Consider the following 26,196-nt stretch of genomic DNA (forward strand, 5'->3'; position numbering starts at 1 on the left):
TCTCCTCCGTGCTCAGCCCGTCCAGCTGGTGCAGATAATCAAGCACCAGGCCGCCGGCTTTTGCCGCGCTCAGCAGCCGCTGCTGGAACTGGCTCTGCAGCGCCGCGGCCTGAGTATTCAGCGCCCGCAGCACCGATTTCTGCTCTTCCGCCAGCCGCGCGCCGGCCAGCAGAAACCGCTGCCAGGTAACCTCAAGCAGGCGCCGGGACTCCGTATCGATCTGCAGATGCTCACGATCCTCCCAAACGCGCTGCACGCGTTCAAACAGCGCCGTGTTAAGCCAGATATCGTTGCCCGCCTGCGCCAGCTCGGCGGAAAACTGCTCATCAAGCTGCTGCAGTAGCGGATTGGTATGCGCCCCGGCCATCGCAAAAAAGACCCGGGTTACGCGTGACAGCAGCTGTCCGCTCAGCTCCAGCGCCACCACCGTATTGGCAAAATCCGCGGGCGCCGGATTATTCACTATCGCAGCAATCTCTTCGCGCTGGCGCCGCATGCCTTCATCAAAGGCCGGGCGGTAGTGTTCATCCTCGATCAGATCGAAACGCGGTGCCTGATAGGGCAGCAGGCTGACGCTTAAAAAGGGGTTATTTTCCGACATTATTATCTCCAGGCTACGGGCATCAGGTTAGATTAGGCAACTCGTTGATTGACCGCAATCAATTCCAGAAGTGTCGCCCGGCTGTACCTCATTTTTCATCGCCTGTAGCCGCACCAGGCGCAGTGATTTCCGTTACCGGTCCGCGTTAACGCATGCTATGGTATAACGACACAAAAGCGTTGAGGAACAGTAAGATGATTATCCTGGTTACCGGAGCAACTGCAGGTTTTGGTGAGAGTATGACCCGCCGCTTTGTCGAGAATGGGCATAAAGTGATCGCCACCGGACGTCGTGAAGAACGTCTGCAAACGCTGAAAGACGAGCTTGGTGACGGCATTTATACGGCCCAGCTCGACGTCCGTAATCGCGCGGCCATCGAAGAGATGATGGCCGGCCTGCCTGCGCAATGGCAGGCCATCGACGTGCTGGTCAATAACGCCGGTCTGGCGCTGGGGCTGGAGCCTGCGCACAAGGCCAGCGTTGAAGACTGGGAAGACATGATCGATACCAACAACAAGGGGCTGGTCTATATGACCCGCGCCGTGCTGCCGGGGATGGTTGAGCGCAACCGCGGCCATATTATCAATATCGGCTCAACCGCCGGAAACTGGCCCTATGCGGGCGGTAACGTCTACGGGGCGACCAAAGCCTTCGTGCGTCAGTTTAGCCTCAACCTGCGCACCGACCTGCACGGCACGGCGATTCGCGTCACCGATATCGAGCCAGGTCTGGTGGGCGGCACCGAGTTCTCCAACGTCCGCTTTAAAGGCGACGACGCGAAAGCCGGCAAAGCCTACGAAAATACCCAGGCGCTGACGCCGGACGACGTAACGGAAGCCGTGTGGTGGGTCGCCAACCTGCCGAAACACGTCAATATTAATACCCTGGAAATGATGCCGGTTAGCCAAAGCTTCGCCGGCCTCAGCGTGCACCGTCAGGGCTAATCCCCTTGCCCGGCCTGCGGGCCGGGTATGGGCGCAAAGGCAAAAAACGCGTAAAATAGCGCACATAATCCATTAAAAAGTAACCATCAATGGCCGCAGAATCACAGCTCAATCCAACACAGCCGGTAAATCAGCAGATTTATCGGATCCTCCGCCGGGATATCGTCCATTGTCTGATCCCACCCGGCACGCCGCTGTCTGAAAAGGAAGTCTCCGTGCGCTTCGACGTTTCCCGTCAGCCGGTGCGCGAGGCGTTTATTAAGCTGGCGGAAAATGGCCTGATCCAAATCCGTCCGCAGCGCGGCAGCTACGTCAATAAAATATCCCTTTCGCAGGTCCGCAACGGCTGCTTCGTGCGCCAGGCCATCGAGTGTGCGGTGGTGCGTCGGGCGGCGGGAATGGTCAACAGCGAGCAAATTTATCAGCTTGAGCAAAATCTTAATCAGCAGCGCACGGCGGTTGAACGCCAGCAGCTTAATGATTTCTTCCAGCTGGACGACGAGTTTCATCAGAAGCTGTCGCTCATTGCCGACTGCCAGCTTGCCTGGGATACCGTGGAGAATATTAAGGCGACGATTGACCGGGTACGCTATATGAGCCTCGATCACATCAGCTCGCCGGAAATGCTGCTGCGTCAGCATCACCAAATTTTCAAGGCGCTGGAAAATCGTGATGCCGACGCGGTAGACGCTGCGATGCATCTGCACCTGCACGAAATTAGCGAGTCGGTACTATTAATTCGCCAGGAAAACCGCGACTGGTTTAGCGAAGAGTAGTAGTGCTAGCGGCAGGCGCACTCTCCTGCCGCTAAAGATGCAGACCGGGGCCGTTATCGAACCACCAGCACCGGTATTTTAGCGTAGCGTAAAATAGACTCGGCGTTAGAGCCCAGCAGATGGGTAGAGATACCCGGTTTGCGCGAGCCGACAACAATCACGTCATACTCATCGCTATTGCTGATAGCTAATATTTCATCACGTACGTTGCCAAACACGACCCGGGTATGAAGACGCTCTGGCGGGATTGAAAACAGACGCGAGAGGGTCTTCATTTTTTTCTCCGATTCCTCTTTCATAAAGGCTTCGAATTTATGAATATCGGCCGCAAAACCGCGCAGAATAGAACGACCGCTGTTAGGCAGGACGTTTAATAACGTAATTTCGCCGTTTTCCGCTGAGGCTAAAAATTCAGCGTGACGTACCGCCTTATCGCTTAAATCCATTTCAAAAACATCTACAGGCAATAAAATTTTTTTGTACATAGCCCGCTCTCCTTTTTCCCGAGGAAGTGTATTTCAGAGGCTTCACTATGCCATAAACATTCTAAATGGAGAACAAACAATCGGCCTAATAAATACATAAGCCATTAAAACAAACGCAGCTTATATTTATTTAGCTGTGGATAGCTATAGTTATGTATATTCAATGGCCCGGATCATATTTATTGCAGAAAGAGTGAAGATCGGCGGAATGACGTACGGGTAAGACGCGCTGGCGAACGCCGTTCGCCAAAGTCGGGTCAATGCCGCCGGAACCGGCGGCATTGAAGCGCGATTACTGCGCCAGCGCCCAGGCCGCAACGGTCGCCTTAGCCCCCCGGCGCTGCAGCGAGAGATAGGCCTGAGTCACCGCATCGACAAAGCGCGGATCCTGCGCCTGGCTGGCGCCAAAGATAGCCTCGATACCGAGCAGCGCGTTCACCCGCGCTTCGCCATCGGCGCTCGCGCGCACGGCCTGCTGAATCGCCGGCAGCAGCGGGTCGCAAATCTCAATCGCCTCGCCCCGATCGTCGACGCCGCCAACGTAGCGCATCCAGCCGGCCACGCCCAGCGCCAGCAGGCTAAAATCGCTCCGCTGCGCCAGATGCCAGCGTACCGAATCCAGCATTCTCTGCGGCAGCTTCTGGCTGCCGTCCATCGCAATCTGCCACGTCCGGTGCTGAAGCGCCGGATTGCTATAGCGTTCGATCAGCAGCCCGGCGTAGCGAGCCAGATCAACGCCCTGCACTTTCAGCGTCGGCGCCTGTTCGTTGAGCATCAGGCTGCGGGCGGCGCGGAGATAGTTCTCGTCCTGCATACAGTCGTTAATATGCTGATACCCGGCAAGGTAGCCGAGGTAAGCGAGGAAGGAGTGGCTGCCGTTGAGCATACGCAGCTTCATCTCTTCAAACGGCACAACGTCGGCCACCAGCTCAGCGCCCGCCTTTTCCCATTCCGGGCGCCCGGCGACAAAATTATCCTCAATGACCCACTGACGGAACGGCTCGCAGGCGACGCCGGCCGGATCGCGCACGCCGGTCAATTGTTCGATTTTATCCAGGGTCGCTGGGGTCACTGCCGGAACGATGCGATCGACCATCGTTGACGGGAAGGTCACGCTTTCGGCGATCCAGTCGGCAAGCTCGCTATCGATAGCCCGCGCCAGGGCGCAGACCACGTTACGCAATACGTGACCGTTTTCCGGCATATTGTCGCCGGACATCACGCTGAATGCCGGTAAACCGGCGGCTTTGCGGCGCGCCAGCGCTTCCACGATAACGCCTGGCGCAGACTTCGGCTGATGCGGGTTTTGTATATCGGCGACAATTAGCGGATGGTCCAGCTGCAGCTTACCGGTGGCCGGTGAATGGCAGTAGCCCTTTTCCGTGATGGTCAGCGATACAATCGCCACCTGCGGTTCACACATTTTTGCCAGCACGCTTTCCAGCCCTGCAACCTGCGCATGCATCGCCTGCTTCACGACGCCGACCACCCGCGCGGTCCAGGCTTCCGCCGACATTTCGGCGACGGTATACAGCAGGTCCTGCTGCTGCAGATCGGCAATTTGCTGCTCGCCGCCAATCAGGTTTACCTCGGTATATCCCCAGTCGCTGCCGTGTTCCGCGGCCAGAATATCGGCATAGACCGCCTGGTGCGCGCGGTGAAAAGCGCCGAAACCGAGGTGAACGATACGGGAAATAAGGGTGCTGCGATCGTAAGAAGGAAGCGTTGCTCTGGCTGTTAAAAGCGTGTTTTGCATCTTTAGACTCGCTGTATAGAAACGGTATGAGTGTTGACTGCCATACCAGATTACCGTCCGTGAGTGCATATGTTTTGATTTGCATTAATTAACGGGCAATTGGTACGACAGAAATACAATGTTGTGTGACAGATTTGGCATTTTTTTGCTTTTCACCAGAAGCTATCACACAGGTTTGCTTAACGCTGCGCCGATGGTGCCGGCTCTGGGTGACGTTTTTCCGCCGGGATGTCGCACCACAGCTGGTCATAGTCGTAGCCGGTGAGGTCTTCAACAATGCGCCGCGCTTCGGGGGTGACGTCGTGCTTGAGGCCGTTGGCCTTCAGGCGATCGACCTCATCGACAAAGATCTTGTGCGTCTGTTTGTTGAGGTGGAAGGTCAGCGCCTGCCACAGCGCGATCAGCAGCAGCCCTGCGGTACCGGCGAAAAGCAGTATGGCGATGGTATCAATGGCCTCCTGCGGCTGATTGACGCTGCCCTTCACAAAACCGCCGCTTTGCAGCAGCAGCCCCACCGCGAAGGTAGCGATCGCCACCGTCGTCTTACGCGAAAACGTCATCACGGCGGCGAACAGGCCTTCCCGACGCTGGCGGGTGATCATTTCATCGATATCCGGGATAAACGGGAAAACGTTCCACGGCGTAAATTCGAGGACGCAGCGCCCCACCTGGTACACGCCGGCAAGGATCAGCAGCAGCAGAACCTTGTTGTCCGTCGGGAACTGATAAACGAGGAACAGCCCGCCGAGACACAGCATCATCAGGCAATAGGCGAAGACGTACAGACGCGACGGGCCGTACTTGATAATGGCGACCCCGGCCGCCAGCGTCACCGGCAGGCCCACGATGCTCATCGACAGCAGCGTTCCCGCCAGCGAAGATGAGACGTTCAGGCAGTAGACGCAGAAAAATACGAACACCGTGTTATAAACATCTTTCGCGGTGAACGAGAACAGATAAATGGCCAGATGCTTGCGAAACGCGCGAACCTTAAAGGTCGAAGCGTACTCCTTAAATAGATAACCAAAGGTCCTCATCTTCTCGGCCAGGGTCTTGTCCACGGCTTTACTTTCTAACTCTGCCTGCATTTCCGGCGTCAGCTCGCGTTCCCAGGTTACCTTCCACGAGATAAACACGCAGAGCATAAACAGCACCGCAAACACCACTCCGTTGATGAAATAGGCACTGGCGTCATTTTCGCCAAAGTGATTTATCAGCAGGCCGGGAATAAACGTTGCGAGAAAGGTTCCAGATGCGGAGAGAAACATGCGGCAGGTTGACAACTTGGTACGCGCATTAAAATCTTTGGTCATTTCCGAAGGCAGGGTTTCCCAGGGAATTAAGACCATGGCGGCAATAATCTCAAACGCCAGATATACCGCAAGGTAGAAGCCGTAGCTCATGCCATCAAGCCACAGCAGCGCATAGACCAGCATCAGCGGCGCGCCGATCAGCAAAAAAAAGCGCCGGCGGCCGAACTTCTTACCTAAGTAATTCTTATAAAAGTGGTCGGTAAAGCTGCCCATAAACAGGCTAACGATGGCATCCACAATGCGCGCGATGGCCACAATAGAGGCGGCTTCAATAGGCGAGAGGCCCACAAAGGTGGTGTAAAAAAACAGCAGCCAGGCACCAATTACGGTAAACGCTCCGCCTCCCATAATATCGGTCATACCATATCCGATACTTACCGGGATGGTAATTTTCTTATTACTCCGAGCCATATCAAATCCTCACGTCAGGACGAATATTAAAATTTAAAATATGCTTGTGCATTATCGTGACAGATATTTTTTATCATTCTGGTTAATATCACTTCATCATCATGGACTTCGCCGCGCGTCACCCAGCCGCCAATTAAATTACAAAGAATACGGCGAAAATAATCATGACGAGGATACGAAATAAGACTGCGGGAGTCGGTGAGCATGCCAATAAAATTCATTAGTAGCCCCTGGTCGGCCAGCGTATTTAGCTGACTCTCCATGCCGCGCCGGGTATCGTTAAACCACCAGCCGGAGCCAAACTGGATCGGCGATTTAACGCCGTGCTCTGCGCTCTGAAAGTTGGCAATGGCCGATGCCACAACGTCGTTGTAGGCCGCATTCAGGTTGTAGACGATGGTTTTCGGCAGCGCATGGCGCCGGCTCAGGCCGTCGAAAAACTGATTCAAACTGCCGGCAAGCGCCGGCTGATCGGCAATGGAGTCGAAGCCAGAGTTAATTCCTGATTGCTCCAGCATCAGGCTGTTGTTGTTGCGAATGGCGCCAAAATGAATCTGCATCGCCCAGCCGCAGCGCCGGTAGTGTTTTGCCAGCAGCACAAAAATAGCGCTATTCAGGCCATGCTGCTCATCGGCGGTTAGCTCCTGGCCGCTGAGCTTCTGCACAAAGAGCCTTGCACCTTCCGACTGAGACACCTCCCGCCAGACCAGAGCCTGTAAACCGTGATCGGAGATACGGCATCCGGCATCGTGGAAATAGTCGACGCGATTGGCTAGCGCCCTTTCAAAATCATCCAGCGTGGCGATCGGCAAATCAGTTATGGCCGCGAGCTGCTGCATAAAGATGAAGAACGCCTGCGGGTTCTCTTCGAAGAAACCGTCTGGGCGAAAGGTTGGCAGCACCTTCACCGGAAAGCCGTCATCACTCTTCAGGAGCTTATGGTAATGCAGGGTATCCAGCGGCGAGTCCGTGGTGCAGATCGTCTCAACGTTTGAGCGCAGGATCAGCTGGCGAGGCGTGAACGCTTTTTCCCGCAGCCAGGCGTTGCAGTGGTTCATAATTCGGCGCCAGCTTTGGCGATTTAGCGCTTCGTCGCAGTCAAAATAGGCCTGCAGCTCAAGATGAGTCCAGTGATAAAGCGGGTTGCCAAAGCAGGATTCGACCGTCTCCGCCCAGGCCTGGAATTTCTCCTCGGCAGCGGCGTCGCCGGTAATAAAACGTTCATCAATAGCGTTAGCCCGCATCGCCCGCCATTTATAATGGTCGCCGGCCAGCCAAAGCTCGCTTATATTAGCAAAGGCCTTGTTCTCATAAATATCTTTCGCCTCGAGATGACAATGATAGTCAATAATCGGCAGATTCTTAGCAATATCATTGTATAACTTCACTCCACGATCGTTACTAATCATAAAGCGTTCATTAATTAATGGCATAACTCCCCTCTTAACAATCACGTCCATTGTTCAATAAGATGCAGAGAATATATCCGCAGCGGCACCTGACTCTCTGCGTAATATGTCAAATAGGATCAGGGCTCCCGGACCGGCGCCGGAGAAAATAATCAGCGCGACCGGGAGGCCATTTTAGTAATCAATAAATACGTTTCAGCCATCAGAAGAGATGATAATGGCGCAGAGCCAGACTCTTTTTTAAATATACTGACCGGATTTTTCATCTTTAGGCAGCGGAACCGTATCGGCGGCATCGTTTGCCAGGCTCAGGTCGCGGTCACGCACTTCCGGCATCAGGAGTGCGGCAAGCAGACCGATGATCGAATAGCTCACCAGCATCACCACGATGGGCAGCCACGAGTCGGTCATATTACAGAAAATACCCGCCAGCACCGGGCCGAAACCCACGGCAACCAGCCCTCCCATCTCTTTTGAGATAGCCATGCGGGTGAAGCGATTACGCGATCCAAACAGCTCGGCCATCGTAATATTTTCCAGCGCAAACAGCCCCAGCACCGCCACGTTATGGATAACAATCAACGATGCCATAATGGTGCTCACGCTGTGGCTTTTATCCATGATAATCGCCAGCATCGGATAGGCTAAAATAATCGCCGAGATATTGACGATAATATACGGCGTGCGGCGCCCTACTTTATCTGAAAGCCAGCCCAGCAGCGGAATAGTGATAAAACCGATCGCCGAGCTAATCATTAACGCATCTGTCGGGATCGCTTTATCAAACAGCAGGGTTTGCACCAGATAGCCCGCAAGGAAGGTTTGAATCAGCCCCGAGTTGCCCGCCTGGCCGAAGCGCAGGCCGGTTGCCAGCCAGAATGATTTACTCTTCAGCATCGCGCCAAAGCTATTCTCCTGGCTGCTGGCGGCGCTCTGTCGACTGCCGCCCTCGGCGACTTTTTCAAATACCGGGCTTTCTTTGAGGTTCAGGCGCAGCCAGATAGCGAAGATCATCACCACCACGCTGGCAAGGAACGGAACGCGCCAGCCCCACGCCACCAGCTGCTCGCGGTCGAGCAGGAAGAACATCACCGCCCAGATTGCCGTAGCGCTGAGGGTGCCGCAGTTGGTTCCCATCGCCACCAGCGAGGAGATAATGCCGCGCTTACCTTTCGGCGCATATTCCGCTAGCATCGTTCCGGCCCCGGATATTTCCGCTCCGGCACCCAGCCCCTGAATCACGCGCAGGGTGACCAGCAGCACCGGCGCAAGGATCCCTACCTGGGCATAGGTAGGCAAAACGCCGATCAGCGTCGTACAGATACCCATCATGGTGATGGTAATAAAAAGAACTTTCTTGCGGCCGATGCTATCGCCCATTCTGCCGAAAATAAACGCCCCGACGATGCGGGCAATATATCCGGCGCCGTAGGTCCCCATGGCTAAAATCAGCGCCATCGCCGCAGACTGTTCGGGGAAGAATATTTCATGGAATACCAGCGCGGCGCCTAAAGAGTAAAGCTGGAAATCCATAAACTCCAGCGCGGTACCTAACCAACCGGATACAGCCGCGCGGATGAGATCGGAGGTTGTTCTCTCATTCTTTACTGTCGTCATCTTTATAATCTCTAATTGTGTAGGATATAGAGTCTGGCGTTGTATTGGCTGTCAGAAGGTTAATAACACCTTACAGCAACTCTTACGGTCATTTTCAAACAGCTCAATTGCCTCAGCGACCTGTTGATAGTCAAAGGCATGAGTAATTAACATTTCCGGATTAATCAGCCCCTGTTCCAGCCAGCGCAAAACAATCGGGAATTTATTGGCGTTTAGCCGCGAGGAAAATATCGACAGCTCTTTACCGGTAATCCCCTGCTGCGCCACCTGCGACGGCTCGGTAGAGAACCCCATCAGGACAATTCTGGCCGCCGGTGAAGCCAGGGTTACCGCCTCCTGTAATATTGTCGGGTGGCAGGCGGCGTCGATAATCAGCGTCGGCTTCACCTCTAACACCTCGGCTAATGAGTGCTCGCCGTTATTGATCGTGCGGTCGGCACCGTTGCGTTTGGCCATTTGCAGACGTTCATCGATTCGGTCAACCACAATCACCTGACCGACTTTGTAGACCTGCTTAAGAACCTGGATGGTGGTCAAGCCCATCGGCCCGGCGCCGTAGACCAGCGCCACGTCCTGTTCGGTCGGCGTCACCTGCCCGGTTACGTTGGCGGCGATCGTGAAGGGTTCCACCATCACCGCATGCCGGTCCGCCACGCCGTCCGGCACCCGCCAGGCGTTTTTCGCCGGCACCACCGCATACTCGCTGAAGCCGCCGTCACGGTGCACGCCGATAACCACTAACGAGGTGCAGACATTCGGCTTGCCGACCGAGCAGGGATAGCAGCGTCCGCAGCTGATAACCGGATCCACGCACACCCGCTGGCCGACCACTTTATCCGTCACCCCGGCGCCAACCGCATCGATAGTGCCGAAGAATTCGTGGCCGATAACGCGCGGGTATTTTGCAAACGGGTTGTGTCCGCGATAGATATGGCTATCCGAACCGCATATTCCCGCCAGCTGCACCTTGACCCGAACTTCCCCCGCGGCAGGCTCCGGCAGCGCGCGCTCTTCAATCACCAGCTCATTGGGCTGGCGGATAACGATACTTTTCATTTTGTTCTCCTTACCAGTTCCACAAGGTGCCATCTTCTAACCGGGCCACCGGGAGGCAGGCCGGATCGTACGGATATTTCGCCGCCAGCTTCTCGTCAAACTCGATGCCCAGCCCCGGCTTTTCGCCTGGATGCATATAGCCGTTATCGAACGTCCAGCTATGCGGGAAAACGTCGAGCATCTGCTCGGAGTAGCCCATGTACTCCTGGACGCCGAAGTTCGGCACCCACAGATCAAAGTGTAGCGCCGCCGCCATGCAGACCGGCGAAAGGTCGGACGGGCCGTGCGAGCCGGTGCGGACCTGGTAAAGCGAAGCAAAATCGGCGATACGGCGCATGCCGGTGATCCCGCCCGCGTGGGTCACGGTGGTGCGGATATAGTCAATCAGCTGCTCCTCTATCAGCTGCTTGCAGTCCCAGATGCTGTTAAAGACTTCCCCGACCGCAATGGGGGTCACGGTGTGCTGGCGGATCAGACGGAAGCACTCCTGATTTTCAGCCGGCGTCGGATCCTCCATCCAGAACAGACGATACTCCTCGATGCTCTTGCCAAAGCGCGCGGCCTCGATCGGCGTCAGGCGATGGTGCATGTCATGCAGAAGGTGCTCGTTGAAGCCAAATCTTTCGCGCACGGCGGCAAACAGCTGCGGGGTAAAATCAAGATACTTCTCCGTCGACCACAGCTGCTCTTCCGGCCACAGGCCCTTGGTCGCCGGCTCATAGGCCTGCCCTTTGCCTTTTGCCATCCCGTAGGTGGTCTTCATCCCCGGAATGCCGCACTGCACGCGGATGGCCTTAAAGCCCATCTCCTTGTGGCGAGCGTAGTCATCCAGCACTTCGTCAATGGAGTGGCCCGTGGTGTGGCAGTAAACCATCACCCCGTCACGGGATGCCCCGCCCAGCAGCTGATACAGCGGCATCCCCGCCGCCTTCGCTTTAATATCCCACAGGGCCATATCGACGGCGGAGATAGCCGACATGGTCACCGGCCCGCGGCGCCAGTAGGCTCCCTTGTAGAAGAACTGCCAGATATCTTCGATACGCTGCGCATCGCGGCCGATAAGCTGCGGGCAGAGGTGATCCTGCAGGTACGATGCGACGGACAGCTCGCGACCGTTTAAGGTGGCATCCCCCAGCCCGACGATGCCGTCATCGGTGGTGATTTTTAGGGTGACAAAGTTACGTCCGGGACAGGTGACGAAAACTTCAGCGGCAACGATCTTCATCTTTTTCTATTCCTTACATCTCTGCGGTTAGTGCATAAAATTAAATCATCAGACCTACTACCATACAAGTATAATGATCGAAAAAGATGCCATTGGTCACATTAATGCCCGAGCCTGACGCGCGGCCGCTGGCTGAAGAGAAGAGATAAACAGAGGTGGAAACAGGCGCGATGCCGCGCGGCCGGCGCATCGTCTGCCCCCGCGCTGCGCCCGGAAGGTTAGCTAGGCGCGGCCCCAGCCGGCGACGATAATCAGCATCCCGCACAGCGCAATAGCCGCGCCGGCCCAGTCGTAGTGGCTGAGCTTAACGCCGTCAACAAAGCGCAGCCACAGCAGCGCGGTGCAGACGTAGACTCCGCCGTAGGCGGCGTAAACGCGCCCGCTCGCCGCCGGGTGCAGGGTCAGGAGCCAGGCGAACATCGCCAGCGCGATTGCGGCGGGCACCAGCAGCAGCGGCGTGGCGCCCCGCTTTAGCCAGAGCCAGGGTAAATAGCAGCCGAGGATTTCGCACAGGGCGGTGGCAAAAAAGAGCAGCGTGGTTTTGAGCATTAAAGATACGTAAATAGCGCAGAGAGTGGCGGCATTCTACGCGATAATTGCCCCGCTCCCACTTTCTTTTGTCGGGTATGCCGTAGAAAAGAGATGTAGTAAACTCATATTAAGGGCTATCCCTTTTTATCACTCAAAGGAAACCGTGATGAAAATGACACTGAACAAACGCTGGTGCCTGACCGCCATGCTGGCGCTAAGCGCCGCGGCCTTCACCGCCTCGTCTTTTGCTAAAACCGACACGCTGGTGATTGAATCCGGCGATAGCGCGCAGAGCCGCCAGCACGCCGCCATGGAAAAAGAGCAGTGGAACGACACCCGCTCTCTACGCCATAAGGTCAACACGCGCGTCGAGAAAGAATGGGATAAGGCCGACGTCGCTTTTGATGCCCAGGACAACTGCCAGAAAAGCGCGAACGTCAACGCCTACTGGGAGCCGAATACCCTGCGCTGCCTCGATCGCCGCACCGGCCGTACCATAGCGCCGTAACCCGTCACGCATGGCGCCTGCGGGCGCCATAATTCATTATTATCGCCAGCATTGCTGCACAGGAACTCCCATGACTGACGCTCATACCGTCAAGCTGCGCCCGCTAGAGCGCGAAGATCTTCGTTTTGTTCACCAGCTCGATAACAACGCCAGCGTCATGCGCTACTGGTTTGAAGAGCCGTATGAGGCCTTTGTCGAGCTCTCGGACCTCTATGACAAGCACATTCACGATCAGAGCGAGCGCCGGTTTGTGATTGAGTGCGACGGGGAAAAAGCCGGCCTGGTCGAGCTGGTTGAGATTAACCACGTCCACCGCCGCGCCGAGTTTCAGATTATTATCTCCCCGGACTATCAGGGGCGAGGTCTCGCAACCCGCGCCGCTAAGCTGGCGATGGACTACGGCTTTACCGTACTCAACCTCTATAAGCTGTACCTCATCGTCGACAGCGAAAATGAAAAAGCGATCCACATCTACCGCAAGCTTGGGTTTATGGTGGAGGGCGAGCTCATTCACGAGTTTTTCATTAACGGCGAATACCGCAATACTATTCGGATGTGCCTGTTCCAGCATCAGTACCTTAGCGAACACCGCCCGCAGGGCCCGACGCTGCTGAAGCCAACGGCTCAGTAGTATTCGATGCTATTTTTGATGGTGTAGTGCCGCGTTAACGGCGGCTGCACGCTTTCATCGATAACCTGCAGCTCGCACTTCACCGGGTTGTCGTAACTGTCGTAGTCGCAGGTCTGCCGCACGCTGCCTAGCTCGCGATCGTTAAAGGTGCTCACCGCCGTGTAGTCCAGCTTTTTACGCGGATCGGCCGCCGGCGTTGAGACCACCGTAAAGCGCTGGTCTTTGGCGGTGGTGGTTTTGCCTAGCGGATAGCCTTCGTCATCATAGCGGTAGCTGGCCGTGCTCTCTTTGCCGCGGGCGGTCACCACAAAGCCGTTATCATCCGTTTCCCAGCTCACTCCCGCCGACGGCATTTCGGCAAGCTGACACTTTCCCTGCAGGCGCAGGCGCTTTTCACGCGTTTGCGCATCGAGATAGTAGTTCGCGTCGAGCAGCAGCGTGGCGCCGGTGTTATTTTCGCGATCCTGGAAAGCCAGCAGATCGAAGCAGCCCTCGCTGGATAAGCGCCCGCTGACCTGTTTCACCACTTCATCATGCTCATCGAGCAGCGTCTGGCTGAAATCTTTCACCGGGCCACGCAGCGGGTCAAACTCAAACTCGTTGGAGAAACTCGCCATTTCTGGCGTAAAGGCCTGCGGCGCGGATTGATTATCGCAGGCGCTTAGCGCCATGGTCGCTAAAACCAGTAAAAACAGTTTATTCACGCCCGATTCCTTCTGTGAACCTATGCAATCATATTAGCAAATACAATTGTTTACACCAGTTCTGCTATGCTTAAATCTGGATGACGCCAATAAGGAGTTTATGATGAAAATATCCCCCTTGCTATGCGCGGCTCTGCTGCTGGGTTCGACATCAGCGCTTGCCGCACCGGATTCCTGCGAACGGGTAAAAAACGATATTCAGCAGAAAATTATCAATAACGGCGTGCCGGCGACGGGCTTTAGCCTGAGCATCGTCCCCAGCGACCAGCCTGACCAGCCCGGCGCCCAGGTTGTCGGACACTGCGCCAACGACACCTTTAAAATCACCTATACCCGCAGCGCCGGCACCGACAGCGAAGCGCAGTAACCCCGCCTCTGCTTCAAGTGAAGGATATTATCCCTGGGTTGACCAGGGATAATATTCATCTACCTCTATATAAGTATTATGACTCTCCCATCCGCTCGAATGCAGAACCCGGCGGAATGTCATCATAATAACAATCAGGGAGTGAGTAATGTCTTATCCGGAATATGACGGCGGCTTCAGCCGCCGCGCGCTAATTAAATCCTCAGCGATCGGTTCACTGGCGTTAGCGGCCGGCGCTGTGTCGCTGCCGTTTAGCCTGCGCGGCGCGGCGGCGGCCGTTCAGCAGGCCACCCGGGGCGAAGAACGGGTGGTGTGGGGAGCCTGCTCGGTGAACTGCGGCAGCCGCTGCGCGCTGCGTCTGCACGTGCGCGACGACGAAGTGGTATGGGTTGAGACCGATAACACCGGGCAGGATATTTATGGCGATCACCAGGTGCGGGCGTGCCTGCGCGGCCGCTCTATCCGCCGGCGTATCAACCACCCTGACCGCCTGAACTATCCGATGAAACGAGTCGGTAAGCGCGGCGAAGGAAAGTTTGCCCGCATCAGCTGGGACGAAGCGCTGGACACCCTGGCCGGCAGCCTGCAGCGGATCGTTAAAGAGTACGGTAACGAAGCGGTCTACATCAACTACTCCTCCGGGATCGTCGGCGGCAACATGACCCGCTCGTCGCCCTCCGCTTCCCCGGTAACCCGCCTGATGAACTGCTACGGCGGCTCTTTAAACCAGTACGGTACCTACAGCACCGCCCAAATTGCCTGCGCCATGCCCTACACCTACGGCAGCAACGAGGGCAACAGCACCTCCGACATCGAAAACAGCAGGCTGGTGGTGATGTTCGGCAATAATCCGGCGGAAACCCGCATGAGCGGCGGCGGGATTACCTATTATCTCGAACAGGCTCGCGAACGCTCCAACGCCAGAATGATCGTTATCGATCCGCGCTATACCGACACCGCCGCCGGCCGCGAAGACGAGTGGATCCCCATTCGCCCCGGCACCGACGCGGCGCTGGTGGCCGGCATCGCCTGGGTGCTGATAACGGAAAACCTTGTCGACCAGCCGTTCCTTGATAGCTACTGCGTAGGCTACGACGAAAAAACGCTGCCCGCAGGCGCGCCGGCAAACAGCCATTATAAGGCCTGGATCCTTGGCGAAGGGGACGATGGAACCGCTAAAACTCCGCAGTGGGCGTCGCGGATTTGCGGCATTCCGGTCGACCGCATCGTCAAGCTGGCGCGAGAGATCGGCAGCACCAGGCCGGCCTGTATTTGTCAGGGCTGGGGGCCGCAGCGCCAGGCCAACGGCGAGCTGGCCGCCAGGGCCATCGCCATGCTGCCGATTCTGACCGGCAACGTCGGGATTAGCGGCGGCAACAGCGGCGCGCGCGAATCAACCTATACCATCACCATCGAGCGGCTGCCGGTGCTGACCAACCCGGTGAAAACCGCCATCTCCTGCTTTAGCTGGACCGACGCCATCGCGCGCGGGCCCGAAATGACCGCCCTGCGCGACGGCGTACGCGGCAAGGATAAGCTGGACGTGCCGATCAAGTTCCTGTGGAACTACGCCGGGAATACCATTATCAATCAGCATTCTGACATCAACCGGACCCACGAAATCCTGCAGGACGACAGCAAGTGCGAAACCATCGTGGTGATCGATAACTTTATGACCTCATCGGCTAAATATGCCGACATCCTGCTTCCGGACCTGATGACCGTCGAGCAGGAAGATATTATCCCCAACGACTACGCCGGCAATATGGGCTACCTGATCTTTATTCAGCCCGCCACCTCGGCGAAGTTTGAGCGCAAACCTATCTACTGGATCCTCAGCGAAGTAGCAAAGCGCCTCGGCGATGAGGTCCTGCAAAAGTTTACCGAAGGACGTACTCAGGAGCAGTGGCTGCAGCATCTTTACGCCCTGATGCTGGCGAAAGACCCCGCGCTGCCCGCCTACGACGAGCTTAAAGCGATGGGGATCTATAAGCGTAAGGATCCCGCGGGCCATTTTGTCGCCTATCGCGATTTCCGCCGCGACCCGCTCGCCAATCCGCTAAAAACGCCCTCCGGTAAAATTGAGATCTACTCCAGCCGGCTGGCCGATATCGCCGCCAGCTGGCAGCTGGCGCCGGATGAAACCGTCAGCCCGCTGCCGGTGTACGCCTCCACCTTCGAAGGCTGGGACGATCCGCTGCGCAGCCAGTTTCCGCTGCAGCTTTTTGGCTTCCACTATAAAGCGCGCACCCACTCGAGCTACGGTAACGTCGATATTCTGCAGGCCGCCTGCCGCCAGGAAGTGTGGATTAACCCGTTGGACGCCGAGCGGCGCGGGATTAAAAACGGCGATATGGTGCGCGTCTTTAACCAGCGCGGCGAGCTGCGCATTCCGGCAAAAGTGACGCCGCGCATTATGCCCGGTGTCTCGGCGATGGGCCAGGGCGCGTGGCATGACGCCAATATGGACGGGGATCGCGTCGACCGCGGCGCCTGCATTAATACGCTGACCACCCACCGTCCGTCGCCGCTGGCGAAAGGCAATCCTCAGCACACCAACCTGGTTGAAATTGCCAAAGCCTAAGGAGAACGAGCATGGGAAACGGATGGCATGAATGGCCGCTGGTGCTGTTTACGGTGCTGGGCCAGTGCGCGGCGGGAGCGCTCATCGTTAGCGGCCTGGGCTGGCTGTCGCTGAAAAATAACTCCGAGGCCCGGCAGCGTCTGGTGCGCAGCATGATCGCTATCTGGCTGATGATGGGGGTCGGCTTTCTCGCCTCCACGCTGCACCTCGGTTCACCGCTGCGGGCGTTCAATTCGCTCAATCGCCTCGGCGAGTCGGCGCTGAGTAACGAAATCGCCAGCGGCATCATCTTCTTTGCCGTCGGCGGACTGTGGGGGCTACTGGCAGTCACCAGCAAAATGCCCGCCGCGTTGAGCGCGCCGTGGCTGGCCGCGAGCATGCTGCTGGGGGGCGTTTTTGTCTTTGCGATGACCCGGGTTTACCAGATTGATACCGTCCCGACATGGTATAATGGCTATACCACCGGCGCCTTTTTTCTGACCATGCTGCTCAGCGGGCCGCTGTTTGCCGCACTGCTGCTGCGCGCCGCCAACGTGTCGTTTAACGGCAGCGTCTTCGCCTCGCTGAGCGTTCTGGCGCTGCTGGCCAGCATTGCCATCGTCGTGCTTCAGGGTTTTGGCCTCGGCGATATTCACAGCTCGGTGCAGCGCGCCGGCGCGTTGGTTCCGGGATACGGGTTCTGGCAAACCTGGCGCATCGCGCTGCTGGCCCTTGGTCTCGGCTGCTGGCTGTGCCCGCTCATTCGCGGCGTCCGCCCGCATACCGGCGGGCTATGCCTCGGGCTGCTGCTGGTGCTGGCCGGAGAACTGATTGGCCGCGGCCTGTTTTATGGCCTGCATATGACCGTCGGCACGGCAGTTGCCGGTTAATTTTTCGCGCGCGAACAGCCGCGCCGCAGTAAGGAATATAAGCATGATGCAACCCCCATTCCGCGACGCCGTCGCGCTGAGCGCCCGCACCCTCGGCGCGCTATTTTCATTTGCCCCGCAAAGCGAGCAGGCCGCCCCGCTGGTCAGCGCCCTGCGCGACGGAAGCTGGCAGGCCCAGTGGCCCTTTGCGGTGCCCGCCGAGGTGGTTGCCCGCTTCGCCGAGCACAACGACGAGCCGCTGGCCGAGGCGTGGCAGCGCCTGTTTATCGGCCCCTGGGCCCTGCCGGCGCCGCCGTGGGGCTCCGTCTGGCTGGATAAAGAGAACGTCCTGTTCGGCGATTCGACGCTGGAACTCAGGGAGTGGATGCGGCAGAACGGCATCGCCCGCGCCGCGCAGAACAACGATCCGGAAGACAGCTTTGGCACCCTGCTGCTGCTGGCCGCCTGGCTATGCGAGTCCGGGCAGGATGAGGCCTTTTCGCAGCTGCTGGCCCGGCATCTGCTGCCCTGGTCGGGCCGCTTCCTGACAGTTTTCGTTAGCGAAGCCGGGCATCCGTTCTACCAGGCCCTGGGTCAGCTAAGCCAGGCCACGCTGGCGGAGTGGCAACACGCGCTGACTCTTGCCGTCGCCGACAAACCGCTCTATCGCTAGCCTCACCGCCATATCGAGGGACTCGGGATGGTCAGCCTATGAGTGACAACGTCACATAAAATGTCTTCCGTTCCTCCTTTTGCCCCGCTGCGCGGCGGCAAAGGAGGCACTTATCGCTTTTGCTTATAACGTTATTCCCCGGCACAATAAGTCACTCATTCCCGCAACGCGTAATGTCCGATGCATCGTTTGCCTGCTTATCCTGATATTCAGGTCATGTTTCGCCGCCTGCTGGTCGCCACGCTGATCGGTATTATGGCGGCGCTCGCCGTAGCGCTCTTTCATGCCGCAATGGGGCTGCTGGAGGCGCTGCTCCTCAGCAATCGGAGCGGAAGCCTGGTCAACGCCGCCGAATCGCTGCCGTGGTGGAGACGGCTGCTGACGCCGGCGGCCGGCGGATTTGCCGCCGGCACCCTGCTCTGGCTCTGGCAGCGCCGCACCCGCCAGCGTCCGCATGCGCCGACCGATTATATGGAGGCGCTGGAAACCGGCGACGGCCGCTTCGATACGCCGGCCAGCCTGATAAAATCCTGCGCCTCGCTGCTGGTGGTGACCACCGGCAGCGCCATTGGCCGCGAGGGGGCGATGATCCTGCTGGCGGCGCTGGCGGCCTCGCTGTTCGCCCGATGCTTTACGCCAAAAGAGGAGTGGAAATTATGGGTTGCCTGCGGCGCCGCCGCCGGGATGGCCAGCGCCTATCACGCTCCCCTGGCCGGAAGCCTGTTCATTGCCGAGATTCTGTTCGGTACGCTGATACTGGCCTCGCTCGGCCCGGTGGTTATTTCAGCGGTTGTTGCGCTGCTGGTCAGCCATCTGCTCAACGGCAGCCAGCAGCCCCTCTACCAGGTGACGCTCAGCCTTCCCCTCACCGCCGTTCACTACGGGCTGATGCTGGCGACCGGACTGCTGGCCGGGCTCTGCGGGCCGCTCTTCGTCTGGCTGATGGGCTGGAGCCATCGCGGCTTTCTGCGCCTGCGCCTCTCGCCGCCCTGGCAGCTGGCGCTCGGCGGCGTCATTGTCGGCCTGCTGTCGCTGCTGACGCCGGCGGTGTGGGGGAACGGTTACAGCACGGTGCAGAGCTATCTCCAGTCGCCGCCGCTGCTGGGGGCAATCGCCGCGGTATTCGCCTGTAAACTGCTTGCGGTACTGGCCAGCAGCGGCTCAGGCGCGCCCGGCGGCGTGTTTACGCCGACGCTGTTTGTCGGGCTGGCAATGGGCATGCTGTTCGCCAGCTTCACCGGCCTGTGGCTGCACGGTTCGGAGGTGGCGATTATGCTGGGTCTGGCGGGAATGGCGACGTTTCTGGCGGCAACAACGCACGCGCCGATTATGTCGACCCTGATGATTTGTGAAATGACCGGGCAATATGCGCTACTGCCCGGCTTGCTGATTGCCAGCGTGCTGGCATCGGTGCTATCCCGAACGCTACGCCAGGACTCGATCTACCGCCATCACCTCACCTAGCCGCGCCAGGTCAATATACTGGCCCAGCTCGCGCTGTTCGGCGCGCGGCAGATAGGGCAATTCGCCGATCAGCGGACCCGGCAGCTTTTTGCTTAGGACGTCGATGATTTCAGCGTAGTGCGCCAGCCCCGGATTAATGCGGTTGGCGACCCAGCCGATAAGCGGCAGGCCGTCATTGGCAATGGCCTGCGCGGTCAGCAGGGCGTGGTTGATACAGCCCTCCTGAATGCCCACCACCATCAGCACCGGCAGCTGCTCCTGCACCACCCATTCGGAAAGCGGACGCAGATCGTTCATCAGGCTACGCCAGCCGCCGGTTCCCTCAACCACCACGTGGTCGACCTGGCCGCTCAGGCGCTGCAGTCCGTCCGTCAGCAGCCCGTAGTTGATGGGGCCGCTGTGCGCCACGCTGCTTTCATCTTCGCTTAACGCTATGGGATTGACAGCATCATAGGGCAACGCCAGCGTCGACACGCTTTGTAAAATCAGCGCGTCTTTGTTACGCAACCCGTCCGGCGTCTCTTTGCTGCCCTTCGCCACAGGCTTGTATCCGGCGACGCTTTTGCCCTCAGCGGCCAGTGCCTGCAGCAGCGCACGAGAAACCACCGTCTTCCCGACGGCGGTGTCAGTACCTGTTATAAAGAAACGCTTAAACATCACTAACCCCACAGTTATGTTGATGAAATATATACCCGTCATGCTTCAGGCGGCATAGCGGTTAGCGCTCCTCGCTCACCCTGAACGCTTAGCGAAGTAAGGCGTCGGGATTCCCTGCGTAGCGGCCTTCCGGCTGCGCGAATCGTGCAGATATATACAGAAAATGGATAGAAAACTGTGGGAAAAGTCTACGCGAAGCCGGCGAGTGCCAGCTTGAGATAGCGCAATTTTTCGTGTGACTATGAAAAAATGTTAACCCTGTAACAGTCGTATCAGCAGCGATCCGTTATAGAGGGCATCTTTGACCAGCGCGGCGCCGGCCATGGTTCCGCGGTTGGAGAACTGGGTGCTTTCGACGGTAATGTGTCGGCTATAGGCCGGCAGCGACTGTTGACGAATGCAGTCAGAAATAGCCGGAAACAGGATATCCGCCGCGAGGCTAAACGGAGAGCCGATAAGAATTTTTTGCGGATTGAAGAGGTTAACCATGATTGCCAGAATTCGCCCAACGTGCTGGCCGACGCCGCTGATAATATCGCGAGCCAGCAAATCACCCTGCAGCGCCGCCTGACAGAGCCACTCCACGCTCAGCGGCTGCTGGTGCAGCATTGAGCTCATTGATTTGGTCATCCTTACCTGAGCGAGCTCCAGCACGCTCTCGACGCTGGCAATGGTTTCCAGACAGCCGTGGTTGCCGCAGTAGCAGCGCTTGCCGTAAGGGTCGACCTGAGTATGACCGATCTCCACCAGGCTACTGCTCCCGGCGTGCAGCAGGCGACCGTCGGTAATCACCCCGGCGCCGACGTTATGGTCAATCACCACCTGAATCACGTCTCTCGCCCCTCTGGAGGCGCCAAACAGCGACTCCGCCATGGTCCAGGCGCTGATATCATGCTGAATATAAACCGAAACTCCGGTATGGTTGGCCAGCACTTCGCCGAGCGGCAGATCCTTCACGTCGTCATAGAACGGCATCCGATGGATGATGCCATTTTCGGTATCAATAATTCCCGGCATGGTCACGGCGATTGCCGTCAGGCGTTCCAGCTTCTTTTGATGGCGAATAAAAAAGCGGTCGATATGCTCAACGACCCGGCTCAGGAAAGGCTGTTCGTGCTGCAGCGCCAGCTCGAGCTGCTCTTCGACCACCAGCTTGCTGCTTAAGTCGCGCAGCGCGAGGTGAATCTCTCCCCGGCTGATGCGCACGGAAAGATAGTGCCAGGCCTCGGTTTCCACCATCAGGCCCACCGCCGGACGCCCGCGGCTGCCCGGATCCTGGATTTCCGTCTCCTGCACCAGATGCGCTTCCAGCATCTCGCGGACAATTTTGGTAATACTGGCCGGCGCCAGCTGGGCAAAACGGGAGAGATCGATGCGCGATACCGGGCCAAGCTGATCGATCAGGCGATACACTGCTCCTGCATTGGTCTGCTTTATTTGATCGATATGGCCAGGCTGACTATCCGCTACCACCGTTGACTCCCTTTATTTTCGCGCTTCGAAATAAACTTTCAGCTATGGTGAAGCACTTCGACGGTGCACGTCAAATTTTTGCTTAGCCTTGTGATTTACCGCACAATTTTGAGCTAATTTTGTCCTAATTGTGCATCAAAGCGGCGTGAAGAAGCTGCTCCCGGAAGCGCTGCGCCGCCTGTCCCTGCTCGCGGTGCTTCGACCACACCAGCCACATTTCGGAAACGGCGTCCTGCTCGACGATCGGCAGCCAGCGCATCTCATTGAGCTGAACCCGCTTAAATGAGGCAGGCAGAATGGACACGCCAAGCCCGGACGACACCAGACCGATAATCGTCATCGCCTCGCCGACCTCCTGAGCTATCGTCGGCGTGAGGCCGTAGCGGCGCATCAGGCCGAGAATATCGTCGTACAGCCCGGTACCCACGTGGGGGTCAAAAAAGACGAACGGCTGGCTCGCCAGATCCGCCAGGCTGACCGCATCCTGGCGCGCCAGGGGATGATCGCTGGGCACCATTGCCAGCAGCGGTTCACGCAGAATGCACTGCCACACCAGCGTTTCCGGCAGCCGGGTGTTACGCATCAGCCCGAGGTCTAACGCCCCTTCGTTAAGCGGCACAATTTGTTCCCGGGTATTGGTTTCCCGGGTCTGGATATGCACGTCCGGATAGCGGCGGCGAAAGGTCGACAGGGTATCGGAGACGGCCTTAATAAACGGCGCCGAGGAGGTAAAGCCGATATGCAGTTCGCCGGTTTCGCCGTGGTGCAGGCGCCCCGCCCGGGCGGCGGCATCCTCAACCTGGGTGAGGATTTGGCGGCTGTCGGCAAGAAACTGCTTTCCCGCCGCCGTCAGGCTGACGCTGCGGTTGGTGCGGGCAAACAGCCGGGCGCCAATCTGCTGCTCGAGGATCTGAATCTGCTGGCTCAGCGGCGGCTGGGAGATATTCAGCCGCGCAGCAGCGTGGCCAAAATGGAGCTCTTCGGCGACGGCTATAAAGTAGCGCAGATGGCGCAGCTCGATATTCATATTTAAAACGTCTTATTTGAGATTATTAATATATTAGACAGAATATTTACATTTTCATACTCTAAAAATGTGATCTGTGAGGTCACCTAACCCCGAGTTTCTCAGCAAGGATTTTCCGTGAGTCGTACAACTACCGTTGACATCGCGCCGGCAAGCGAAGTCATCGACAATAATGTGGTATCCCAGCCAAATCAGTTTATCAAACGCGGTACCCCTCAGTTTATGCGCGTCACCCTGGCGCTGTTCTCTGCCGGTCTCGCCACCTTTGCCCTGCTCTACTGCGTGCAGCCGATTCTACCGGTACTGTCGAGCGAGTTCGGCATCTCACCGGCCAGCAGCAGTATTTCGCTGTCGATTTCCACCGCCATGCTCGCCGTCGGGCTGCTGTTTACCGGCCCCATCTCGGATGCCATCGGGCGTAAAAAGGTGATGGTCACCGCGCTGGTGCTGGCCTCCTGCTGCGCCCTGCTGTCAACGGTCATGACTACCTGGCACGGGATCCTAATCATGCGCGCGCTGATCGGCCTGTCGCTCAGCGGCGTGGCCGCCGTTGGCATGACCTACCTGAGCGAGGAGATCCACCCCAGCGTGGTGGCCTTCTCGATGGGGCTGTACATCAGCGGCAACTCGATCGGCGGCATGAGCGGACGCCTGCTCACCGGGGTGTTTACCGACTTCTTCGGCTGGCGCGTGGCGCTGGCGGCGATCGGCTGTTTTGCCCTCGCTTCGGCCATTATGTTCTGGCGAATTTTACCGGAGTCGCGCCATTTCCGCCCGACCTCGCTGCGGCCAAAATCCCTGCTGATTAACTTCCGCCTGCACTGGCGCGATCGCGGCCTGCCGCTGCTCTTTCTCGAAGGGTTCCTGCTGATGGGGGCTTTCGTGACGCTGTTTAACTACATCGGCTATCGTCTGATGATGTCGCCGTGGTCGCTGAACCAGGCGGTGGTCGGCCTGCTTTCTGTCGCCTATCTAACCGGTACGTGGAGCTCGCCGAAGGCCGGGGCCATGACCGCCCGCTACGGACGCGGCCCGGTGATGCTGGTTTCTATCGCGGTGATGCTTGGCGGCCTGCTGCTGACGCTTTTCCCCTCGCTGTGGCTGATATTCAGCGGCATGCTGCTCTTTTCGGCCGGTTTTTTTGCCGCGCACTCGGTCGCCAGCAGCTGGATTGGCCCGGGCGCCCGCCGCGCCCGCGGCCAGGCATCGTCGCTGTATCTGTTTAGCTACTATCTGGGTTCCAGCATTGCCGGGACCTTAGGCGGGGTGTTCTGGCATAACTACGGCTGGAATGGCGTTGGCGGCTTTATTGCCCTGATGCTAACGGCAGCACTCGTTACCGGCGCCTGTTTGCACAGGCGTCTGAAATAGCGAGTAATCACGTGGCCTTCACGGCCACGCTGCTCACCACATACCCAGTATCGATGAGGCCCCCAGCAGCTCTCTGACGGCGTCGATTGAAAGGAGTGCGATAAACAGCAAGGTGAACGGATTCATATTAACCCCGCATCAGCGGCCCTGGCTCCCTATGAGTTTAGCCGCTGGCTGAGAAAGAATCTGCTATCCTGGCCACATCATGATGACATTATGATGACCGCCGCCGCTGACGGATTGCTACAGCATTCCCGCCCACGCGGAAATCAGCAATAGCAGCGCCATCGCGCGCTGGAAGCGAACCAGCGCCGCGGGGGTGCGAAAGACCCGGTTGACGATCTGTCCCAGCCACGCCCAGGCCGCCAGGCACAGCAGCGAAATCACTAAAAACCACGCCGCCATCCGCGCAATGCTCCACATAGCCCCTTCGCCGGCGGGCGCAAACAGGCCAACCACCGCCAGCGCCATCATCCACGTCTTCGGATTCACTATCTGCAGCAGCGCGGCCGCGCGAGCGGTAAAGCGTGCCGCCGTGGACGTTTGCAAATTCGGCGCCGGGGCATTAAAGAGCTGCCAGCTGAGCCAGCTCAGCCACAGCGCGCCGGTCCAGCTCATCAGCTGGCGGACCAGCGGGTGATGATGCAAAAGCTCCCCGGCACCGGCGCCGGAGATCAGGACGATGACGCTGGCCGAGACGCAGGCTCCCACCACCGCGGAGAGCGTGGCGCGCACGCCGTAGCGCTGGCTGTTGGTGAGGATCAGGATATTCGTCGGCCCGGGGGTAATGGAGGCGACGAAGGCAAACAGCAGATAGGGCAGCAGATCCACGGGTGACTCCTTGTTGTCAGGAGCCACCACTGTGCGGCTATTTTCTGGAAACGTCTGGAAGGTTTGTGCACAGGCGCCGATAGTGGGCCGGGGTGAGCCGATACGAACGCAGGAACCAGCGGCCAAGATGGCTTTGGTCGGCAAACCCCGTCGCGGCGGCGACGTCCACCGGCAGCTCGCCGCAGGCCAGCAGCTGGCGTGCTTTCGCCAGCCGCAGCTGGATAAGCCACGCGTGCGGTGCGAGGTGAAACTCACGCTTAAAACAGCGCGTCAACGTGAAGCGATCGGTCCCGGTGGCCGCCGCCAGCTCGGCAAGACCGATATTGTCGCCCATATGCGCATACAGATAATCCCTCGCCCGGTGCGCCACCGCCGCGCTCTGGATATGCGACGGCAGCTTCTTCCGCCAGCTGCAGTGCGCGGTGAGCTGGGCCAGCAGGTCGTCCATACGGCTCTGCTGCACGATGCGCATCTCATTGCCGTGCAGCGTCGAAAACGTCTCGCCGATAGCCCGAACCAGCCGCGGCTCGCGGGTCAGGGTGCGGGGAAAATGGAGCGAGTAGCTGCCGGGAACCGACTCGTAGAGGCCCTGCAGGGTGTGCGTCAGCCAGCGTTCGTCGAGATAGAAGGTCAGATAGGTGAAGCCCCCCGCCACCGGCGCATCGCCGTCGTGGATCTCGCCGGGCTCAAGCAGGAAGGCGTCGCCGGGATGGCTGCGATGGCGCTCTCTGCGGCAGGAAAACTGCTGGGTCCCGGACAGGGTTATCCCCACCAGATAGCTGTCGTGCCAGTGCGGATCGTAGGCATGCCCCTCGAAGTGCGCCTTGATGGTTTCAATTCCCGAATCTGCATGCTGTCGCAGCTCAAGCCAGTCGTTTGTCATAATCTCTCCCCCACGCCATCAGCATTGTCTATCCTTTTACGCCTGTCTGGA

25 protein-coding genes and 1 pseudogene are annotated in these 26,196 nt (G+C 58.2%); 10 read left to right on the top strand and 16 right to left on the bottom strand.

The features are described from left to right. Window positions 1-601, bottom strand: a pseudogene (locus tag PFH44_RS08205) (dipeptidyl carboxypeptidase II); the annotation flags it as partial. A gap of 194 nt (window positions 602-795) precedes the next feature. Between PFH44_RS08205 and ydfG the strand changes: the two are divergent. After that, window positions 796-1,545, top strand: a complete 750-nt coding sequence (gene ydfG, locus PFH44_RS08210) for a bifunctional NADP-dependent 3-hydroxy acid dehydrogenase/3-hydroxypropionate dehydrogenase YdfG (RefSeq protein ID WP_045858366.1) — start codon at window positions 796-798, stop codon at window positions 1,543-1,545. Between the two features lie 89 nt (window positions 1,546-1,634). Further along, a complete protein-coding gene (locus PFH44_RS08215) occupies window positions 1,635-2,321 on the top strand; it encodes a GntR family transcriptional regulator (protein ID WP_041145734.1) in 687 nt (228 codons plus the stop codon). A 53-nt stretch (window positions 2,322-2,374) separates the two neighbouring features. Here the strand turns inward: PFH44_RS08215 and PFH44_RS08220 are convergent, their stop codons facing one another. From PFH44_RS08220 to PFH44_RS08255, 8 genes are all read right to left on the bottom strand, one after another. Continuing rightward, on the bottom strand, window positions 2,375-2,806 hold the full coding sequence (locus tag PFH44_RS08220; RefSeq protein ID WP_045858368.1) for a universal stress protein: 432 nt from the start codon (window positions 2,804-2,806) through the stop codon (window positions 2,375-2,377). A 292-nt stretch (window positions 2,807-3,098) separates the two neighbouring features. Then, window positions 3,099-4,562, bottom strand: a complete 1,464-nt coding sequence (locus PFH44_RS08225; RefSeq protein ID WP_283824774.1) for a mannitol dehydrogenase family protein — start codon at window positions 4,560-4,562, stop codon at window positions 3,099-3,101. Between the two features lie 179 nt (window positions 4,563-4,741). Continuing rightward, entirely contained in the window at window positions 4,742-6,286 is a 1,545-nt protein-coding gene (locus PFH44_RS08230) for an MFS transporter (protein ID WP_283824775.1), read from the bottom strand. Between the two features lie 26 nt (window positions 6,287-6,312). Next, entirely contained in the window at window positions 6,313-7,719 is a 1,407-nt protein-coding gene (gene uxaC / locus PFH44_RS08235; protein WP_283824776.1) for a glucuronate isomerase, read from the bottom strand. Window positions 7,720-7,935: 216 nt separating this feature from the next. Beyond that, window positions 7,936-9,312 (bottom strand): MFS transporter, encoded by a 1,377-nt coding sequence (locus PFH44_RS08240; RefSeq protein WP_072051868.1) that lies wholly within the window; start codon window positions 9,310-9,312, stop codon window positions 7,936-7,938. Between the two features lie 51 nt (window positions 9,313-9,363). After that, window positions 9,364-10,368, bottom strand: coding sequence for a Zn-dependent oxidoreductase (locus PFH44_RS08245; protein WP_283824777.1), 1,005 nt, complete (start codon window positions 10,366-10,368; stop codon window positions 9,364-9,366). Between the two features lie 10 nt (window positions 10,369-10,378). Further along, complete coding sequence (gene manD, locus PFH44_RS08250) at window positions 10,379-11,593, bottom strand: D-mannonate dehydratase ManD (RefSeq protein WP_045858379.1); 1,215 nt, start codon at window positions 11,591-11,593, stop codon at window positions 10,379-10,381. A gap of 222 nt (window positions 11,594-11,815) precedes the next feature. Next, window positions 11,816-12,142: a YnfA family protein gene (locus PFH44_RS08255; protein WP_283824778.1), complete on the bottom strand. Its 327-nt coding sequence runs from the start codon at window positions 12,140-12,142 to the stop codon at window positions 11,816-11,818. A gap of 148 nt (window positions 12,143-12,290) precedes the next feature. On the opposite strand from PFH44_RS08255, the gene PFH44_RS08260 reads away from it, so the two are divergent. Together PFH44_RS08260 and speG are read left to right on the top strand one after the other, a co-directional pair. Next, window positions 12,291-12,632, top strand: a complete 342-nt coding sequence (locus tag PFH44_RS08260; RefSeq protein WP_283824779.1) for a DUF1283 family protein — start codon at window positions 12,291-12,293, stop codon at window positions 12,630-12,632. A 70-nt stretch (window positions 12,633-12,702) separates the two neighbouring features. After that, a complete protein-coding gene (speG, locus tag PFH44_RS08265) occupies window positions 12,703-13,263 on the top strand; it encodes a spermidine N1-acetyltransferase (RefSeq protein ID WP_041145744.1) in 561 nt (186 codons plus the stop codon). Here the strand turns inward: speG and PFH44_RS08270 are convergent. Then, window positions 13,257-13,934, bottom strand: a complete 678-nt coding sequence (locus PFH44_RS08270) for a YnfC family lipoprotein (protein ID WP_463671539.1) — start codon at window positions 13,932-13,934, stop codon at window positions 13,257-13,259. The genes speG and PFH44_RS08270 overlap by 7 nt on opposite strands. 136 nt (window positions 13,935-14,070) lie before the next feature. Here PFH44_RS08270 and PFH44_RS08275 point away from each other — a divergent pair, with 136 nt between their 5' ends. From PFH44_RS08275 to clcB, 5 genes are all read left to right on the top strand, one after another. Further along, window positions 14,071-14,334 (top strand): DUF1161 domain-containing protein, encoded by a 264-nt coding sequence (locus PFH44_RS08275; RefSeq protein ID WP_045858388.1) that lies wholly within the window; start codon window positions 14,071-14,073, stop codon window positions 14,332-14,334. A 148-nt stretch (window positions 14,335-14,482) separates the two neighbouring features. Beyond that, window positions 14,483-16,918 (top strand): selenate/tellurate reductase subunit YnfE, encoded by a 2,436-nt coding sequence (gene ynfE, locus PFH44_RS08280; RefSeq protein ID WP_283824781.1) that lies wholly within the window; start codon window positions 14,483-14,485, stop codon window positions 16,916-16,918. Window positions 16,919-16,929: 11 nt separating this feature from the next. After that, window positions 16,930-17,787, top strand: coding sequence for a DmsC/YnfH family molybdoenzyme membrane anchor subunit (locus PFH44_RS08285; protein WP_283824782.1), 858 nt, complete (start codon window positions 16,930-16,932; stop codon window positions 17,785-17,787). A gap of 43 nt (window positions 17,788-17,830) precedes the next feature. Next, window positions 17,831-18,439: a Tat proofreading chaperone DmsD gene (gene dmsD, locus PFH44_RS08290; protein WP_283824783.1), complete on the top strand. Its 609-nt coding sequence runs from the start codon at window positions 17,831-17,833 to the stop codon at window positions 18,437-18,439. Between the two features lie 180 nt (window positions 18,440-18,619). Then, complete coding sequence (gene clcB, locus PFH44_RS08295) at window positions 18,620-19,903, top strand: voltage-gated ClC-type chloride channel ClcB (RefSeq protein ID WP_283824784.1); 1,284 nt, start codon at window positions 18,620-18,622, stop codon at window positions 19,901-19,903. Here the strand turns inward: clcB and bioD are convergent. The 3 genes from bioD to PFH44_RS08310 all read right to left on the bottom strand — a co-directional run bounded on the left by bioD (window position 19,865) and on the right by PFH44_RS08310 (window position 23,060). After that, a complete protein-coding gene (bioD, locus tag PFH44_RS08300) occupies window positions 19,865-20,560 on the bottom strand; it encodes a dethiobiotin synthase (RefSeq protein WP_045858399.1) in 696 nt (231 codons plus the stop codon). The genes clcB and bioD overlap by 39 nt on opposite strands. Before the next feature lie 252 nt (window positions 20,561-20,812). Then, window positions 20,813-22,033 (bottom strand): sugar metabolism global transcriptional regulator Mlc, encoded by a 1,221-nt coding sequence (gene mlc, locus PFH44_RS08305; RefSeq protein ID WP_045858401.1) that lies wholly within the window; start codon window positions 22,031-22,033, stop codon window positions 20,813-20,815. Between the two features lie 124 nt (window positions 22,034-22,157). Beyond that, entirely contained in the window at window positions 22,158-23,060 is a 903-nt protein-coding gene (locus PFH44_RS08310) for a LysR family transcriptional regulator (RefSeq protein ID WP_045858403.1), read from the bottom strand. A gap of 117 nt (window positions 23,061-23,177) precedes the next feature. On the opposite strand from PFH44_RS08310, the gene PFH44_RS08315 reads away from it, so the two are divergent. Then, window positions 23,178-24,431, top strand: coding sequence for an MFS transporter (locus tag PFH44_RS08315; RefSeq protein WP_283824785.1), 1,254 nt, complete (start codon window positions 23,178-23,180; stop codon window positions 24,429-24,431). Between the two features lie 33 nt (window positions 24,432-24,464). On the opposite strand, the gene PFH44_RS08320 is transcribed toward PFH44_RS08315, so the two are convergent. From PFH44_RS08320 to PFH44_RS08330, 3 genes are all read right to left on the bottom strand, one after another. Continuing rightward, on the bottom strand, window positions 24,465-24,557 hold the full coding sequence (locus PFH44_RS08320) for a KPN_01571 family protein (RefSeq protein ID WP_217698319.1): 93 nt from the start codon (window positions 24,555-24,557) through the stop codon (window positions 24,465-24,467). A gap of 117 nt (window positions 24,558-24,674) precedes the next feature. After that, entirely contained in the window at window positions 24,675-25,262 is a 588-nt protein-coding gene (locus tag PFH44_RS08325) for a LysE family translocator (RefSeq protein WP_045858407.1), read from the bottom strand. Between the two features lie 37 nt (window positions 25,263-25,299). Then, window positions 25,300-26,145 (bottom strand): AraC family transcriptional regulator, encoded by an 846-nt coding sequence (locus tag PFH44_RS08330; RefSeq protein WP_045858409.1) that lies wholly within the window; start codon window positions 26,143-26,145, stop codon window positions 25,300-25,302. Between the last annotated feature and the right edge of the window lie 51 nt (window positions 26,146-26,196).

This window comes from Klebsiella sp. Ech2A (assembly GCF_030078455.1).
GTDB classification, from domain to species: domain Bacteria; phylum Pseudomonadota; class Gammaproteobacteria; order Enterobacterales; family Enterobacteriaceae; genus Klebsiella; species Klebsiella terrigena.